Source organism: Arthrobacter sp. B0316-5-4, from assembly GCF_059090325.1.
Genome location: NZ_JBNHFN010000001.1, coordinates 538,783 through 555,798 on the forward strand (window position 1 = coordinate 538,783; position 17,016 = coordinate 555,798).

Annotated in this window: 7 protein-coding genes; all 7 read right to left on the reverse strand. The window is 61.7% G+C overall.

Annotation, left to right across the window (positions count from 1 at the left end):
* Positions 1–14: 14 nt before the first annotated feature.
* The 7 genes from AC5RU9_RS02530 to rpoB all read right to left on the reverse strand — a co-directional run bounded on the left by AC5RU9_RS02530 (position 15) and on the right by rpoB (position 16,728).
* Positions 15–4,184, reverse strand: coding sequence for a hypothetical protein (locus AC5RU9_RS02530; protein ID WP_494015195.1), 4,170 nt, complete (start codon positions 4,182–4,184; stop codon positions 15–17).
* A gap of 157 nt (positions 4,185–4,341) precedes the next feature.
* A complete protein-coding gene (tuf, locus tag AC5RU9_RS02535) occupies positions 4,342–5,532 on the reverse strand; it encodes an elongation factor Tu (RefSeq protein ID WP_167263535.1) in 1,191 nt (396 codons plus the stop codon).
* A gap of 231 nt (positions 5,533–5,763) precedes the next feature.
* Positions 5,764–7,878: an elongation factor G gene (gene fusA / locus AC5RU9_RS02540; RefSeq protein WP_211712124.1), complete on the reverse strand. Its 2,115-nt coding sequence runs from the start codon at positions 7,876–7,878 to the stop codon at positions 5,764–5,766.
* Positions 7,879–7,947: 69 nt separating this feature from the next.
* Positions 7,948–8,418: a 30S ribosomal protein S7 gene (rpsG, locus tag AC5RU9_RS02545; RefSeq protein ID WP_003803829.1), complete on the reverse strand. Its 471-nt coding sequence runs from the start codon at positions 8,416–8,418 to the stop codon at positions 7,948–7,950.
* A gap of 1 nt (position 8,419) precedes the next feature.
* On the reverse strand, positions 8,420–8,794 hold the full coding sequence (gene rpsL / locus AC5RU9_RS02550; protein ID WP_009358312.1) for a 30S ribosomal protein S12: 375 nt from the start codon (positions 8,792–8,794) through the stop codon (positions 8,420–8,422).
* Between the two features lie 423 nt (positions 8,795–9,217).
* Positions 9,218–13,117 carry a DNA-directed RNA polymerase subunit beta' gene (locus tag AC5RU9_RS02555; protein ID WP_211712123.1) on the reverse strand — a complete coding sequence of 1,300 codons (3,900 nt, stop codon included), beginning with the start codon at positions 13,115–13,117 and terminating at the stop codon, positions 9,218–9,220.
* Between the two features lie 104 nt (positions 13,118–13,221).
* Positions 13,222–16,728, reverse strand: coding sequence for a DNA-directed RNA polymerase subunit beta (gene rpoB / locus AC5RU9_RS02560; protein ID WP_144648597.1), 3,507 nt, complete (start codon positions 16,726–16,728; stop codon positions 13,222–13,224).
* Between the last annotated feature and the right edge of the window lie 288 nt (positions 16,729–17,016).

Sequence of the window (17,016 nt, forward strand, 5' to 3'; positions counted from 1 at the left end):
CGTAGACTGCAACATTATCGGATGCCGTCCTTGGCCTGCGACGGGACGTCATCCGGATTGCTGTCCGGGCGCTCCGCTGCAGTACCCGCATGGGGTCGCTTGTTCAACCGCCAAACCGCCAGCACAATTAGCCCCAGCGCAACGAGAGCCAACATGGCGAAGGCGTAAGAACGCAGCGCCCACATGATGCTGAGCGCAACTCCGGCGGCTCCCCACCACACAATGATCCTTTCGGCCAGCAGCAGGCCTGCCGCAAGAAGAACCACATGTGCCACGAGCACATAGAGTTGCTGCGCCGGAGTGCCGCCGAAGATCGTTCCCAGGGACGTCAGCGACAGGGCACCTGCGGCCAGGCAGAGCCGGAGCAGTCCATCGCTCCGTTGCCCCTTGAGGTAGCGCAGTCCTGCTAGAACCGCCAAGGCAATGACGTACCACTGGATCGCCCAGAACCAGTCGGGCCGGGAATTGTCCACAAACAGCAGCGCGCGCTGGAAAGCAGCCAACGAGAGCACCCCCGCGACCTCAGCGGCCACCCACTTGCTGTAGGGAATCTCAACAACCGCCAGCACGCCCGCTGCGATGACCAAGGCTGCTCCAACCAGGGCCGTCCCGTCCCGTAGAAGGCCCACCGCCGCGGAGGAAACCAAACCGACGACGGCGGTACCCACCAACGCGTTACGCCGCCAAAGTACGCCACCGATATCCCGGCCCCCGAGCACCTTCGCGGAGTACAGGAGCACAGACGCGCCCACCCCGCCCAGAAGCCACGGCATGAATGCGGCCCAGGCACCCAAGGGCAGTCCATCCAGCAAACCATCGACGGCGGCTATGGAGCCCATGAGCACAGCCGGCGCCGCTACAACGTAGAGGGCGGGGACCTTCTCGATGTGGGAGGCTGCGAAGAGCGCCAGTGCCAGGACCAGCATCGACAGCCCGGTGAGGGTCAGCGAGACGCCGGTCGAGAACAGGCCGCCGGCGACGACGAAGCCCAATGCGGAGGACAGCCAGAACCATCGATCGCTGCCCTGCGCACGGGTGTCGGCACCGGAGCCTCGGGACCTGACGATGCACCGCGCCACAGTGCTCGCAGTGGACAGCGCAAGAAGCACCATGGGTACCTGGTACTTGTCCAGGAGCGGCTGGTGCAACCAGGTCTCGGTGGGAAAATGGACTGCAGGGCCAGCGAGGACCACGCCCAGGCCAGCGGCAGCGATGACGAAGTACTCTGAGCCATGCACCTTGAGGTAGCGCCGGGCAATCGGGGCGCAAGCCAGGACCAGCGCCAACTCGACGAGCACCACCCACCGGCCGCCGCCGTCGAAAGTTCCCATCAGCAAGTAGCCCAACGGAAGAACGAGCTGAACGCCCAAGGTGGCCCATACCGTTCCTTGCTGGAAGGCGATATCAGTCCCCCGGCTGCGCACGGCCAATCCCGCGACGTGCTGCAACACCATGGCCAGCGCGATCACCAGGGACACGGTCGCGGCAGAGTCCGAGATATCAGCCGCGAGCACGCCCACGAACGCGGTCGCAAGGACACGGACACCCAACAGGTATCCCCCACGGGCACGACGCTCACGGACAACGGACACCATGTATCCGCTGTAGGCCGCAAAGATTCCCAACAGGATTTCGACATCACGGATGCTCTCCATCCGAAGTGCCAGGAGCAGCACCAGGGAAACCGGGGCGAAGATCCACGCGGCGGAGTTGCGGCGAAGCACCACTCCGCAGGCAACAGCGGCTAAGGCCGTGGCCGTCGTGGTAAACCCTGGCTGCCACCCATGCTTTGGAAGGAGCCCCACGCTGCCTGCGAGTGTCAGGATCGAGGTGGCGGCAGCCATGACCGCCAGGACGACTCCTGCATCAGCCATGGAAGCTTGTGGGTACCGTCGGCGCATGCCCGGCAAGAGCGGAAGAGCGAGCTGAAGTGCGCACATGGCGACGACGACAACCGCAACCGACGGCATCTCCCCTGCTACCCGCAAGCCTCCGTTGTCGCGAGTGGCGTCGTAGGTTGCCGATGCCGCCAGCAAGGTGGCCGATGCCCGGCCCAGCCACCAGTAGCACTGACGATGCAAGGACGGGACGAGCCTCAAAGCAGTCAGGCAGAAGTAGCCGATCCCGACCAGGAGGACCACGTTACCCAGGGCGAGGGACACCGACGCCGCGCCCACCACCCCAGCGACGAGGACCGCACCCGGGGCAAGGAACTCCCACAGAGCGGGTCGCCACGAACCGTCACCTTCAGCGTCCCGGCGGAAGAGCAACGAGCCAGAGGCGACGCCTGCCAGCAGGACCAAATAGACAGCCGTGACCACGGCAGGCCTGCCTGCCACGTGATCGACTACCGGCAGTATCAGTAGCCCAGCCATCCCGGAACCGCCGAAGGCTGCGGTCGAGGCCCACGGCGCCAGGAGCCCGACTCCCCCTCCCACCAGGAGGGCGTTGGCTACTTGCTGGAGGACGGCGGCACCGATGAAAGCCAGCACAGAGGCAGAGACCTGGTTGGCGCTCTCTTCAAAGATTCCGGCCGCCACTGCCGGCGCACCCAGCGTCAGAGCGATACGTCCGGCAAGGATTAGATGTTGACGAAGCGCGCCTGGCTGGATGGCCCCGCGGAGGAACCAGTACAACCCGGCAGATATCAGGAGCCCTGAAAGAGGCCACGCGCCCAGCACTCCCATGAAGGGAAGAGCTACAGCAAGGACGACGCCGGGCGCGAACCCAACGCCGCCACCCATCTTCCACCCCACCACCATGGCGGTCAGCATCGCGGCAGACAGTGGCAGGTAAGGGGCAAGATCGAACTCACCGATTCCCAGGACCATTGTCAGGGCTGCTGCCGTCACCAACTGCAAGCCCAGGCACGACACGGCGTCGTTCCACCAGAACCGCGGGGCAAGCCTCTCCCCCGCGAACGCGATCCCCAGCGACTGGACGCCGAGGCAAACAATGGCGGCGAACATCACCAGGCTTACGTCCTCGGACAGATCCCACACAACTCCCAGCAGCGCCAAAGTGAAGGCAAGCCGGGCAGCATAGGCGTTCTGGAGCCGGAAAAGTCCTCCCGGAACAAAAGCCATCACCGTGAAGTAAGCCCCGCATACGGCCATGACCATTGCGTACTCGCCTCGGGACAGAAGCGCCGGTGTCACTGTCACAGCTATGGCGACCGCAGGCACCACGAACGGATGCAGCATCATCAGCGGACGGATATAGAGGGGCGGTATCCAACGCGGACGCAGCAGCGCACCCAAAGTCAGCAGGACGGCCACCCCGATCATCGCAATGAAGTACCACACCAGGGCACCCCCGAGAACGGATACCCCTGACCAGGCCGTAGAGACCACAAAGGTCAGTGAAAGAAACGCGAGGACCTTGTTATCCAGCCGAACGGCTGTGTAGCTGTACGCCGCCATACCCAACAACGACGTCACCAGCCAGGCGGCTGGACCATTGTGAAGAGCGAAGTTGTACATCGCCAGGCCCGTCACCGGAATGACTGCCAGCCCCGTTCCGACGAAAGCTACAGCGGCCGGACGAAGCCGGGGAACCTTGGCATGGATGATCAGCCCGGCGATGTAGAACAAAGCCGTAATGAACCAAATACCCATGAAGCGGAAAACTCCAGGCAGGCTGGTACCCACAAACAAGGCGCCCGCAGCTACCAGCAAAAGGCTTGCGACGTAGAGCGTGATGTTGATGTTTTGTTGGTCCCGCTTCGCCTTGCGGGCTGCGGCAACTTCCGGCGTCTCCCGAGGGGCAGGCGCCTGTTCGACCCCGGCAACGACGGGCTGGCGGGGCGCCTGCGGCTGGGGTGCTGGCTGGTAGGGCGCCTGCGGCTGGCTCGCTGCCTGCCGGGGAGCAGGCTGGTAGGGCGGTTGCAGAGGAATCGTCGCCGCTGGGCTGGCACTCGGAAACGGAGCTCCAATGTGGGGGTCTGGTACCTGCTTGGTCGTCGCCGCTGCAGGATCCCGCCGGGCCACGGCGTCGCGCCAGCCCGCCACGTGCCCGGCAAGGTAGCCCGCCCGGTAGGCGTTCGATCCGCCTACCGGGTCGAGTCCGGCGGAGGTATTGCTGGTTGGATGAGGCAGCCGGCTCTTGCTTCCATTCCTAAGTCCCAGGGCATAGGCAATCGCCCCGGTCATTGCCAGGAGCACCAAAACGAGCAGTCCATTCATGGAAGGTCCTTAGATCTGTCGGCCTCAATCCCGCCGCGTTTCTCCAATCGATAGATAAACTATAGCGAAGAAGAAGAGCCCCACCGCCGAAGCGGTGGGGCTCTTCCTGTGCGTAACTACCGGCTGGGCCGGAAGGTCACAGATCTACAAGTAGGAACTACTTGATGATGCTGGTGACACGTCCCGAACCAACGGTGCGGCCGCCTTCGCGGATAGCGAAGCCGAGGCCCTCTTCCATAGCGATCGGCTGGATGAGCGCAACGGTCATCTCAGTGTTGTCGCCAGGCATAACCATTTCCGTGCCTTCCGGCAGGGTGATAACGCCGGTTACGTCCGTGGTGCGGAAGTAGAACTGCGGGCGGTAGTTGGAGTAGAACGGGTTGTGACGTCCGCCTTCGTCCTTGGACAGGATGTAGACGTTAGCCTCGAAGTCGGTGTGCGGGGTGATGGAACCCGGCTTGACGACAACCTGGCCACGCTCGACATCGTCGCGCTTGAGACCGCGGAGCAGGAGGCCACAGTTCTCGCCGGCCCATGCTTCGTCGAGCTGCTTGTGGAACATCTCGATACCGGTAACCGTGGTCTTCTGGACCGGGCGGATGCCGACGATCTCGACCTCGGAGTTGATGGCGAGGGTTCCACGCTCGGCGCGGCCCGTTACAACGGTGCCACGACCGGTGATCGTGAAGACGTCTTCGATCGGCATCAGGAACGGCTTGTCGCGGTCACGTACGGGGTCCGGAACGGACTCGTCGACAGCTGCCATCAGGTCCTGAACGGACTTGACCCAAACCGGGTCGCCTTCCAGAGCCTTGAGACCGGAAACGCGAACAACCGGAGCCTCATCGCCATCGAAGCCCTGCGAGCTCAGGAGCTCACGAACTTCCATTTCGACGAGGTCGAGGAGTTCTTCGTCATCAACCATGTCGGACTTGTTCAGTGCGACCAGCAGGTAGGGAACACCAACCTGGCGGGCGAGCAGAACGTGCTCACGGGTCTGAGCCATCGGACCATCGGTTGCGGCAACCACGAGGATTGCGCCGTCCATCTGGGCAGCACCGGTGATCATGTTCTTGATGTAGTCAGCGTGACCGGGGGCGTCTACGTGTGCGTAGTGGCGCTTCTCGGTCTGGTACTCCACGTGGGAGATGTTGATGGTAATACCGCGCTGGCGCTCTTCCGGAGCGGAGTCGATCGACGCGAAGTCGCGCTGCTCGTTGAGATCCGGGTACTGGTCGTACAGCACCTTGGAAATGGCGGCAGTCAGCGTCGTCTTACCGTGGTCAACGTGACCAATGGTGCCGATGTTGACGTGCGGCTTAGTCCGCTCGAACTTTGCCTTTGCCACAGGTTCCTCCTAGAACGATTTCAAGTGAAGTGCTCCTCGGCCGCGCTTTTCGCGGCAGAAACTTTAGCAAGTCTACTTGGGGGCTTGGTTTTGGTGAAATTGCAGATTCAGGAACCAATCTTAGTTCCTAGAGCCTGTTTGCGCAGGGGCCGGGCTGCAGCTTCCGCCGCAGCCCCGCCTCAGACGCTTAGATGCCTTCCCGGGACCGGAATTGCATCCGTTACCGGGAGATTACTCGCCGCGGGTTTTCTGGATGATCTCGTCGGCTACTGCCTTCGGGACCTCCGCGTAGCTGTTGAACGTCATGGAGTACACAGCACGACCCTGGGTCTTGGACCGCAGGTCGCCGATGTAGCCGAACATGCCGGACAGCGGAACGTGTGCACGGATAACCTTCACACCTGCTGCGTCCTCCATGGACTGCATCTGGCCACGGCGGGCGTTCAGGTCACCAATAACATCACCCATGTATTCCTCAGGTGTGCGGACCTCAACATCCATCAGCGGTTCGAGCAGAACAGGGTTCGCCTTGCGTGCAGCTTCCTTGAAAGCCATACGTCCGGCGATCTTGAACGCCATTTCCGAGGAGTCAACATCGTGGGACGCGCCATCAATCAGCGTGGCCTTGATGCCGACAACCGGGTAACCGGCCAGGACGCCGTCGTTCAGTGCATCCTGGATACCGGCGTCAACCGACGGGATGTACTCGCGCGGAACGCGGCCACCAGTGACCTTGTTCTCGAACGCGTACAGCTCGCCTGAAGCGGTGTCCATGGGCTCGATCGCGATCTGGATCTTAGCGAACTGACCCGAACCACCGGTCTGCTTCTTGTGCGTGTAGTCAAGGCGCTCGACGGCGCGCTTGATGGTTTCGCGGTAAGCAACCTGCGGCTTGCCAACGTTTGCCTCGACCTTGAATTCGCGGCGCATGCGGTCCACCAGGATGTCCAGGTGGAGCTCGCCCATGCCGGCGATGATGGTCTGGCCCGTGTCTTCGTTGAGGGAGACCTGGAAGGTCGGGTCCTCAGCGGAGAGCTTCTGGATGGCCGTGGAGAGCTTCTCCTGGTCACCCTTGGTGTTGGGCTCGATGGCAACCGAGATCACGGGCTCCGGGAAGCTCATGGACTCGAGGACGATCTGGTTGTTGGCATCGCACAGGGTATCGCCCGTGGTGGTGTCCTTCAGACCGATAGCTGCGTAGATGTGGCCGGCGGTAGCGCCCTCGACGGGCATTTCCTTGTTGGCGTGCATCTGGAACAGCTTGCCGATACGTTCCTTCTTGCCCTTGGTGGAGTTAACCACCTGGGCACCGGCTTCGACGTGACCGGAGTACACGCGAACGAAGGTCAGCTGGCCGAAGAACGGGTGCGCAGCAATCTTGAAGGCGAGGGCCGAGAACGGCTCGTCTGCAGAAGGCTTGCGGGTCAGTTCCTTCTCTTCGTCGCGGGGATCGTGACCGATCATCGGCGGGACGTCGAGCGGGTTCGGCAGGAAGTCGACAACAGCATCCAGCATCGGCTGAACGCCGCGGTTCTTGAAGGCAGAACCACAGAAGACCGGGTAGAGCTCAGAGTTGATGGTCATCTTGCGGATGCCGGCTTTGATCTCTTCGAGGGTGAGTTCTTCACCTTCGAGGTACTTCTCCATGAGTTCTTCGGAAGACTCGGCCACAGTCTCAACGAGCTGTGCACGGTACTCCTCGGCCTTGGCCTGGAGGTCCGCCGGGATTTCCTGTACTTCGTAGGAAGCACCCATGGTGACGTCACCCTTAGCGTCGCCAGGCCAAACCAGGGCACGCATTTCGAGGAGGTCGACGACACCGATGAAGTCGTTCTCGGCACCGATAGGCAGCTGCATTACCAGCGGCTTGGCACCAAGGCGGGAGATGATGGTGTCTACGGTGAAGTAGAAGTCAGCACCCAACTTGTCCATCTTGTTGACGAAGCAGATACGCGGAACGTTGTACTTGTCAGCCTGGCGCCAAACAGTCTCGGACTGCGGCTCCACGCCTTCCTTGCCGTCGAACACTGCAACTGCACCGTCGAGGACGCGCAAGGAGCGCTCAACCTCAACCGTGAAGTCAACGTGGCCCGGGGTGTCGATGATGTTGATCTGGTTCTTGTCCCAGAAGCAAGTCACGGCGGCAGACGTGATGGTGATGCCGCGTTCCTTTTCCTGTTCCATCCAGTCAGTCGTCGAAGCGCCGTCGTGCGTCTCGCCGATCTTGTGGTTCACACCCGTGTAGAACAGGATGCGCTCGGTAGTGGTGGTCTTGCCGGCATCGATGTGGGCCATGATGCCGATGTTGCGGACCTTATTAAGGTCGGTAAGCACGTCCTGTGCCACGGGGTCTCCCTTTCGGATGGACTACACGTTCGCCGCCGGCTCAGTGAGCCGGCGGCGTCCGGAAAGTTTTTACCAGCGGTAGTGTGCGAAGGCCTTGTTGGACTCGGCCATCTTGTGGGTGTCTTCGCGACGCTTCACAGCGGCACCAAGACCATTGGAGGCATCCAGGATTTCGTTCTGGAGACGCTCGGTCATGGTCTTCTCCCGGCGGGCCTTGGAGTAGCCCACGAGCCAACGCAGAGCGAGGGCGGTGGAGCGACCCGGCTTGACCTCAACCGGAACCTGGTAGGTGGCGCCACCAACACGGCGTGAACGCACCTCGAGGGAAGGCTTGACGTTGTCCATGGCCTTCTTGAGGGCGGCAACGGGGTCGCCGCCGGACTTGGCACGTGCACCTTCGAGTGCGCCGTAAACGATGCGCTCTGCGGTGGACTTCTTGCCGTCAACCAGAACCTTGTTGATCAGCTGCGTGACCAACGGGGAGCCGTAAACGGGATCGGAAACTAGCGGCCGCTTCGGGGCCGGACCCTTGCGAGGCATATTACTTCTTCTCCATCTTTGCGCCGTAACGGCTGCGGGCCTGCTTGCGGTTCTTGACACCCTGGGTGTCGAGTGCGCCGCGGACGATCTTGTAGCGGACACCCGGAAGGTCCTTCACACGACCACCACGGACGAGCACGATGGAGTGCTCCTGGAGGTTGTGGCCAACACCGGGGATGTAGGCGGTAACTTCAACGCCACCGTTGAGGCGCACACGTGCCACCTTACGAAGAGCCGAGTTCGGCTTCTTGGGGGTGGTGGTGTAAACGCGGGTGCAAACACCGCGGCGCATCGGGCTGCCCTTCAGCGCGGGAGCCTTGGTCTTGGAGACCTTCGGCGTGCGGCCCTTGCGGACCAGCTGGTTAATCGTAGGCACTTTCGTGTTCTCCGTTGTTTGATCTCTGCCCCCACACAACGGCGCCAGCCGGTGTAAACGTGGGAACTTTGGCGTTGCTCGTGCAGCCGGCCGAAACTCCGGTAGGCGTGCAAAAGTGCGGCATTCGTTGCGCATGTTGCCCGCAACCCGGAAACAGGCTCCACACCCAGCACCATGAGAACAAAACCAAAATGATGCTGCGGCGGCCTTCATCCACTGCCACACAGAACAATTACCAAAAGTCTAGCACGGCTTGATCTCGCACCTTAATCGGGTGTATGGAGGACGACGGCGGAAGCCGGCCGCCGCCGTCGTCCTCCACTCCCCCGGGTTACCCCAGCGGAAGACGCCGTTAACGGGTCAGGCCCCGCACTCGAAAGTGCGGGGCCTGACCGTTCAGTCACTGACTACTGCCGGGAAATTTCAGCGGAAGTCGTTGCCGAGATCGTAATCATCCAGCGGGATGGCGTGGAACTCGGGAGCACCGTCGCCGCCCAGGGCGTCATAGGAGAAGTCGGTGAAAGCGCTGGGGCCCGTGAACAGGCTTGCCTTTGCTTCTTCCGTCGGCTCCACAGTGACCTCTGTGTAGCGGGGCAGACCCGTACCAGCCGGGATGAGCTTACCGATGATGACGTTTTCCTTGAGGCCGAGCAGGGGATCGCTCTTGCCTTCCATGGCCGCCTGCGTCAGGACGCGGGTGGTTTCCTGGAAGGAAGCAGCCGACAGCCAGGACTCGGTAGCCAAGGAAGCCTTGGTGATACCCATGAGTTCCGGACGGCCGGAAGCCGGTGCCTTGCCCTCGGACACGACGCGGCGGTTCTCGTCCTCGAAGCGGGAGCGCTCTGCCAGCTCACCGGGGAGCAGGTCGGAGTCGCCGGATTCGATGACGGTCACGCGGCGCAGCATCTGGCGGACGATAACCTCGACGTGCTTGTCGTGGATACCAATACCCTGGCTGCGGTAAACGCCCTGTACTTCGTCCACAAGGAACTTCTGTGCAGCACGCGGACCCATGATGCGCAGAACCTGCTTCGGGTCCACAGGACCGTTGATCAGCTTCTGGCCGACGCTGACGTGCTCGCCATCCTCGATGAGGAGACGTGAACGGCGCAGCACCGGGTAGGCAATCTCTTCGGAACCATCGTCCGGAGTGATGACCAGGCGCATCTGGCGCTCGGACTCTTCGATGGTGATGCGGCCGGCTGCTTCAGCAATCGGTGCGACACCCTTCGGAGTACGGGCTTCGAAGAGCTCCTGGATACGGGGCAGACCCTGGGTGATGTCGTCGCCACCACCGGCGGAAACAGCACCACCGGTGTGGAACGTACGCATGGTCAGCTGGGTACCCGGCTCACCGATGGACTGTGCGGCGATGATGCCCACGGCCTCACCGATGTCCACGGTCTTGCCCGTAGCCAACGAACGGCCGTAGCAAAGTGCACAGGTACCGACCTTGGACTCACAGGTGAGTACGGAGCGGACCTTGACCTCGGTGATGCCTGCAGCAAGCAGCTGGTCGATGACAACGTCACCACAGTCGGTGCCGCCGGCAGCCAGGACATTGCCCTGGGCATCGACGACGTCGACAGCCAGCGTACGTGCGTAGGCGCTGTTCTCGACGTTCTCGTCCATGACGAGCTCACCGTTGGCGTCCGGCACTGCGATCGGAGTGACCAGGCCGCGCTCGGTACCGCAGTCCTCTTCGCGGACAATGACGTCCTGCGAAACATCCACCAGACGACGGGTCAGGTAACCCGAGTTGGCGGTACGGAGAGCGGTATCGGCCAGACCCTTACGGGCACCGTGCGTGGCGATGAAGTATTCCAGCACCGACAGGCCCTCGCGGTAGGAGGACTTGATCGGACGCGGGATGATCTCACCCTTAGGGTTGGCCACAAGACCACGGATACCCGCGATCTGGCGGACCTGCATCCAGTTACCACGTGCACCGGAGGACACCATGCGGTTGATGGTGTTCATCGGGGACAGGCTGTCGCGCATCGCCTGGGCGATCTCGTTGGTTGCCTTGTTCCAGATCTCGATCAGTTCCTGGCGACGCTCGTCGTCGTCGATCAGGCCCTTGTCGTACTGGCCCTGGATCTTGGCAGCCATGGCCTCGTAACCGGCCAGGATGGCAGGCTTCGACGTCGGTACCTCGATGTCGGAGATGGCAACCGTGACACCCGAACGGGTGGCCCAGTAGAAACCGGCGTCCTTCAGGTTATCCAGCGTTGCCGCCGTAACAACCTTCGGGTAGCGCTCAGCGAGGTCGTTGACGATCCGGGACAGTTCGCCCTTATCAGCAACAGCCTCAACCCACGGGTAATCCTCGGGCAGGGTCTGGTTGAAGATGACCTGGCCCAGGGAGGTTTCGACGAGAGCCGGCTGACCGGGCTCCCAACCTTCCGGAGCTTCCCAACCGGCGTACGGCACGAAGTCGTCAAGGCGGATCTTGACCTGGGAGTTCAGGTGCAGGTCACGGGCGTCGTACGCCATGATCGCTTCCGAAACCGAGGAGAAGATGCGGCCCTCGCCGGCAGAACCGACGCGCTTGGTGGTCAGGTGGTACAGGCCGATGATCATATCCTGCGAAGGCAGGGTTACCGGACGACCGTCGGACGGCTTCAGGATGTTGTTCGAGGACAGCATCAGGATGCGTGCTTCGGCCTGGGCTTCGGGGCTCAGCGGCAGGTGGACTGCCATCTGGTCACCGTCGAAGTCAGCGTTGAAGGCACCACAAACCAGCGGGTGAAGCTGGATGGCCTTGCCTTCAACAAGCTGCGGTTCGAACGCCTGGATACCGAGGCGGTGCAGGGTAGGTGCACGGTTGAGCAGCACCGGGTGTTCGGTGATGATCTCTTCGAGCACGTCCCAGACCTGCGGACGGTAACGCTCCACCATGCGCTTCGCCGACTTGATGTTCTGGGCGTGGTTGAGGTCAACCAGGCGCTTCATCACGAACGGCTTGAAGAGCTCCAGGGCCATCTGCTTGGGCAGACCACACTGGTGCAGCTTCAGCTGCGGGCCGACGACGATGACCGAACGGCCGGAGTAGTCAACGCGCTTGCCGAGGAGGTTCTGGCGGAAACGACCCTGCTTGCCCTTGAGCATGTCGCTCAGGGACTTCAGCGGGCGGTTGCCCGGACCCGTTACCGGACGGCCACGACGACCGTTGTCGAAGAGGCTGTCAACAGCTTCCTGAAGCATGCGCTTCTCGTTGTTGACGATGATCTCCGGAGCACCGAGGTCAAGCAGGCGCTTGAGTCGGTTGTTGCGGTTGATCACACGACGGTAGAGGTCGTTGAGGTCGGAGGTCGCGAAGCGGCCACCGTCCAGCTGGACCATCGGGCGCAGTTCCGGCGGGATCACCGGGACGGCGTCGAGAACCATGCCGAGCGGGCTGTTGTTGGTGGTCAGGAACGCGTTGACAACCTTCAGGCGCTTCAGGGCACGCGTCTTGCGCTGGCCCTTGCCGTTCTGGATGGTGTCGCGCAGTGACTCAGCCTCAGCCTGCATGTCGAAGGTCTCAAGGCGCTTCTTGATTGCCTCCGCACCCATGGAGCCTTCGAAGTACAGGCCGTAACGGTCGCGCAGTTCGCGGTAAAGGCCTTCATCACCTTCAAGGTCGGCGACCTTAAGGTTCTTGAAGCGGTCCCAGACCTGCTCGAGGCGCTCGATGTCGGCGTCGGCGCGCTTGCGGACGTTCGCCATCTGGCGGTCAGCGGAGTCGCGGGCCTTCTTCTTGTCGGCAGCCTTGGCGCCTTCGCCTTCAAGACGGGCAAGCTCGTCCTCAAGGTCGCGGGCGATCGTGGCGATGTCGCTGTCGCGGTTGTCCACCATCTGCTTCTTCTCGAGGTCATGCTCAACCTGGAGGTTCGGCAGTTCGGCGTGACGGCTTTCCGTGTCAACGCTTGTGATCATGTAGGCAGCGAAGTAGATGACCTTCTCAAGGTCCTTCGGTGCCAGGTCCAAAAGGTAGCCCAAGCGCGAGGGAACGCCCTTGAAGTACCAGATGTGGGTTACAGGCGCAGCCAGTTCGATGTGGCCCATGCGCTCACGGCGCACCTTGGCGCGGGTGACTTCAACGCCACAACGCTCGCAGATGATGCCCTTGAAGCGGACGCGCTTGTACTTACCGCAGTAGCATTCCCAGTCGCGGGACGGTCCGAAGATCTTCTCGCAGAAGAGTCCGTCCTTCTCAGGCTTGAGGGTGCGGTAGTTGATGGTTTCCGGCTTCTTGACCTCACCGTAAGACCATCCGCGGATGTCTTCCGCGGTGGCGAGGCCGATCTGCATGAGGCCGAAGGAGGATTCGCTGGACATATGGTCCCTGTTCTCTCTTGTTCTCTAAATTCTGAAGTCTTGGTTACGGGAAGAGGGAGCTGTTCCGGCGGGCAGTCCTGATGAACTGTCCGCCGGAACAGCTGCTAAACCTCTTCTACGGAACTGGGCTCTGCACGAGACAGATCGATGCCCAGTTCTTCCGCAGCCGTGAAGACTGCGTCATCAGAGTCACGCATTTCGATCGTGGTTCCGTCGGTGGAAAGAACTTCCACGTTCAGGCACAACGACTGCATTTCCTTGATCAAGACCTTGAAGGACTCGGGAACGCCAGGCTCAGGGATGTTCTCGCCCTTGACGATGGCTTCGTAGACCTTCACACGACCGTGAATGTCATCCGACTTGATCGTGAGGAGTTCCTGAAGCGTGTAAGCGGCACCGTAAGCTTCGAGCGCCCACACTTCCATTTCACCGAAGCGCTGGCCACCGAACTGAGCCTTACCACCCAGCGGCTGCTGCGTGATCATGGAGTACGGGCCGGTGGAGCGCGCGTGGATCTTGTCGTCCACCAAGTGGTGGAGCTTCAGGATGTACATGTAACCGACGGAGATCGGGTCCGGGAACGGCTCGCCGGAGCGGCCGTCGAACAGACGGGTCTTGCCGGAGGAGTCGATCAGGCGGTCGCCGTCGCGGGTCACATTGGTGGAGTCGAGCAGGCCAGTGATTTCTTCTTCACGGGCGCCATCGAACACCGGGGTGGCAACGGTGGTCTGGCCGGTTTCACGGGGCAGGTTCGGCAGGTTCTTGACCCATTCCGGCTCGCCTTCGATCTTCCAACCGGTCTTGGCAACCCAACCGAGGTGGGTTTCCAGGACCTGGCCAACGTTCATTCGACCCGGAACACCAAGCGGGTTCAGGACGATGTCCACCGGGGTACCGTCTGCAAGGAAGGGCATGTCCTCGATCGGGAGGATCTTGGAGATAACACCCTTGTTGCCGTGACGGCCGGCGAGCTTGTCGCCGTCGGTGATCTTACGCTTGGCTGCAACGTAGACGCGTACCAGCTGGTTCACGCCCGGGGGCAGTTCGTCGTCGTTGTCGCGGTCGAAGACGCGCACGCCGATGACCGTACCGGACTCGCCGTGGGGAACCTTCAGGGAGGTGTCACGGACTTCGCGGGACTTCTCACCGAAGATGGCGCGGAGGAGGCGCTCTTCCGGGGTCAGTTCGGTTTCACCCTTGGGGGTGACCTTACCTACCAGGATGTCGCCTGCTTCAACCTCGGCACCGATGTGGATGATGCCACGCTCGTCCAGGCCTGCCAGGACTTCCTCGGACACGTTGGGGATGTCACGGGTGATTTCCTCGGCACCAAGCTTGGTGTCGCGGGCATCAATTTCGTGCTCCTCGATGTGGATGGAGGAAAGAACATCCTCAGCAACAATGCGCTGCGACAGGATGATGGCGTCCTCGAAGTTGTGGCCTTCCCATGACATGAATGCCACGAGCAGGTTCTTACCGAGGGCAAGCTCACCCTGGTCCGTTGCGGGACCGTCAGCGATGATGCCGCCAACTTCCAGGCGCTGGCCTTCGTTGACCAGGACGCGGTGGTTGTAGCAGTTGCCCTGGTTGGAACGGGCGAACTTGTTGATGCGGTAGTTGGTCTCGGTACCGTCGTCGTTGATCATGACAACGAGCTCGGCGGAAACCTCGGTGACCACACCTGCCTTCTTCGCGATGACAACGTCACCGGCGTCGACGGCTGCTGCGCGCTCCATGCCGGTGCCCACGAAGGGAGCCTCGGAACGGACCAGCGGCACGGCCTGGCGCTGCATGTTGGCACCCATGAGTGCGCGGTTTGCATCGTCATGCTCGAGGAACGGGATCAGGGCGGTTGCCACGGACACCATCTGGCGCGGGGAAACGTCCATGAACTGAACGTCTGCAGCGGGAACCAGAACGGGCTCGCCTCCACCACCACGGGCACGGACAAGGACGGTCTCTTCGGAGAACTTCTTGTCAGCGTCAAGCGGAGCGTTGGCCTGTGCGATCAGGACCTCTGCTTCGTCGTCGGCGGTCAGGTACTGGACCTCGTCCGAAACGACACCTTCGGACACCAAACGGTACGGCGTCTCGATGAAGCCGAACGGGTTGATGCGGCCGTAGGAAGCCAACGAACCGATCAGACCAATGTTCGGGCCTTCAGGGGTTTCGATGGGGCACATACGTCCGTAGTGGGACGGGTGAACGTCTCGGACTTCCATGCCTGCACGGTCACGGGACAGACCACCCGGGCCAAGAGCCGACAGGCGGCGCTTGTGGGTCAAACCCGAAAGCGGGTTGTTCTGGTCCATGAACTGTGACAGCTGGGACGTTCCGAAGAACTCCTTGATGGCTGCGACAACGGGACGGATGTTGATCAGCGTCTGCGGCGTAATGGCTTCGACGTCCTGCGTGGTCATGCGTTCGCGAACGACGCGTTCCATGCGGGAGAGGCCAGTGCGGACCTGGTTCTCGATCAGTTCGCCGACGGCGCGGATGCGACGGTTGCCGAAGTGGTCGATGTCGTCGATGTCGACGCGAAGCTCGTGGTCTTCACCATCGCGCTTGCCCATGAGGGTCTTCTCGCCGGCGTGGAGCGCAACGAGGAACTTGATCATGGCAACGATGTCTTCAACGTGCAGGACCGAAGCTTCCTTGTCGCCAAGGGAGCGGTCGATGCCGAGCTTGCGGTTGATCTTGTAGCGGCCAACCTTGGCCAGATCGTAGCGCTTGGCGTTGAAGTACAGGTTGTCCAGCAGGGACTGGGCAGCCTCGACTGTGGGCGGCTCGCCCGGGCGCAGCTTGCGGTAGATGTCCAGAAGGGCGTCTTCGCGGGTTTCGGTGGCGTCCTTCTCCAGCGTTGCACGCATGGAGTCGTACTGGCCGAACTCTTCCAGGATCTGGCCTTCGGTCCAGCCGAGTGCCTTCAGGAGAACAGTTACCGACTGCTTGCGCTTACGGTCAAGACGAACGCCGACCTGGTCGCGCTTGTCGATTTCGAGTTCGAACCATGCACCACGGGACGGGATGATCTTCGCAGTGAAGATGTCCTTGTCACTGGTCTTGTCTGCGGTGCGCTCAAAGTAGGCGCCCGGCGAACGGACCAGCTGGGAGACGACGACACGCTCGGTGCCGTTGACGACGAACGTGCCCTTCTCAGTCATGAGGGGGAAGTCGCCCATGAACACGGTCTGCTGCTTGATTTCGCCCGTGTTGTTGTTCATGAACTCGGCCTTGACGTACAGCGGGGCCGAGTAGGTGGCGTCACGGTCTTTACATTCGGCCATGGTGTACTTCGGGTCAGCGAACTCCGGCTCGGAGAAGCTCAGGGACATGGTGCCCTGGAAGTCCTCGATGGGGGAGATCTCTTCGAAGATGTCGGCAAGTCCGGAGGTGGTGGCGACGCTGAGGTCGCCCTCCTCGACAGCCTTCGCTACCCGCGCCTGCCAGCGTTCGTTTCCGACGAGCCAGTCAAAGCTGTCCGTCTGCAGGGCGAGAAGATTCGGAACATCAAGGGGTTCGTGAATCTTTGCGAATGAGAGGCGGCGGGTGGCACCATCGGTGCTTGCCGTGTTAGCGGTTTCGTTATTAGAGGTGCTCGAGGCGACCAAGAGGGATCCTTCCACAGACCTTCAGGCGTTTTCAGATCTCCCCCGTTTGCATCCCGCAGAGTGCTCCGCAGGATACTTGTTCCGGTTCCGCTATATGACCCGGACCCAGCCTACGCAAGGCAGTGCACGTTAAGGAACGGCACGTCAATGGCGCAGCTGAGAGGTAAAGCCCACCGCTATATGAAGGCTGAAGGTTAACAGGGAAGACGCAAATATCTACAATACGGCAAAGCAGCCTTCCTGTCTACCCCAGATCGTCCGTGATTGCAAGCACCGTTGCTGCAGGCA

What these genes read in the sequence shown, in the direction of transcription:
- AC5RU9_RS02530 (WP_494015195.1), bottom strand. Translation starts at nt 4,184, where the DNA reads ATGAATGGACTGCTCGTTTTGGTGCTCCTGGCAATGACCGGGGCGATT.
- rpsG (WP_003803829.1), bottom strand. Translation starts at nt 8,418, where the DNA reads ATGCCTCGCAAGGGTCCGGCCCCGAAGCGGCCGCTAGTTTCCGATCCC.
- AC5RU9_RS02555 (WP_211712123.1), bottom strand. Translation starts at nt 13,117, where the DNA reads ATGTCCAGCGAATCCTCCTTCGGCCTCATGCAGATCGGCCTCGCCACC.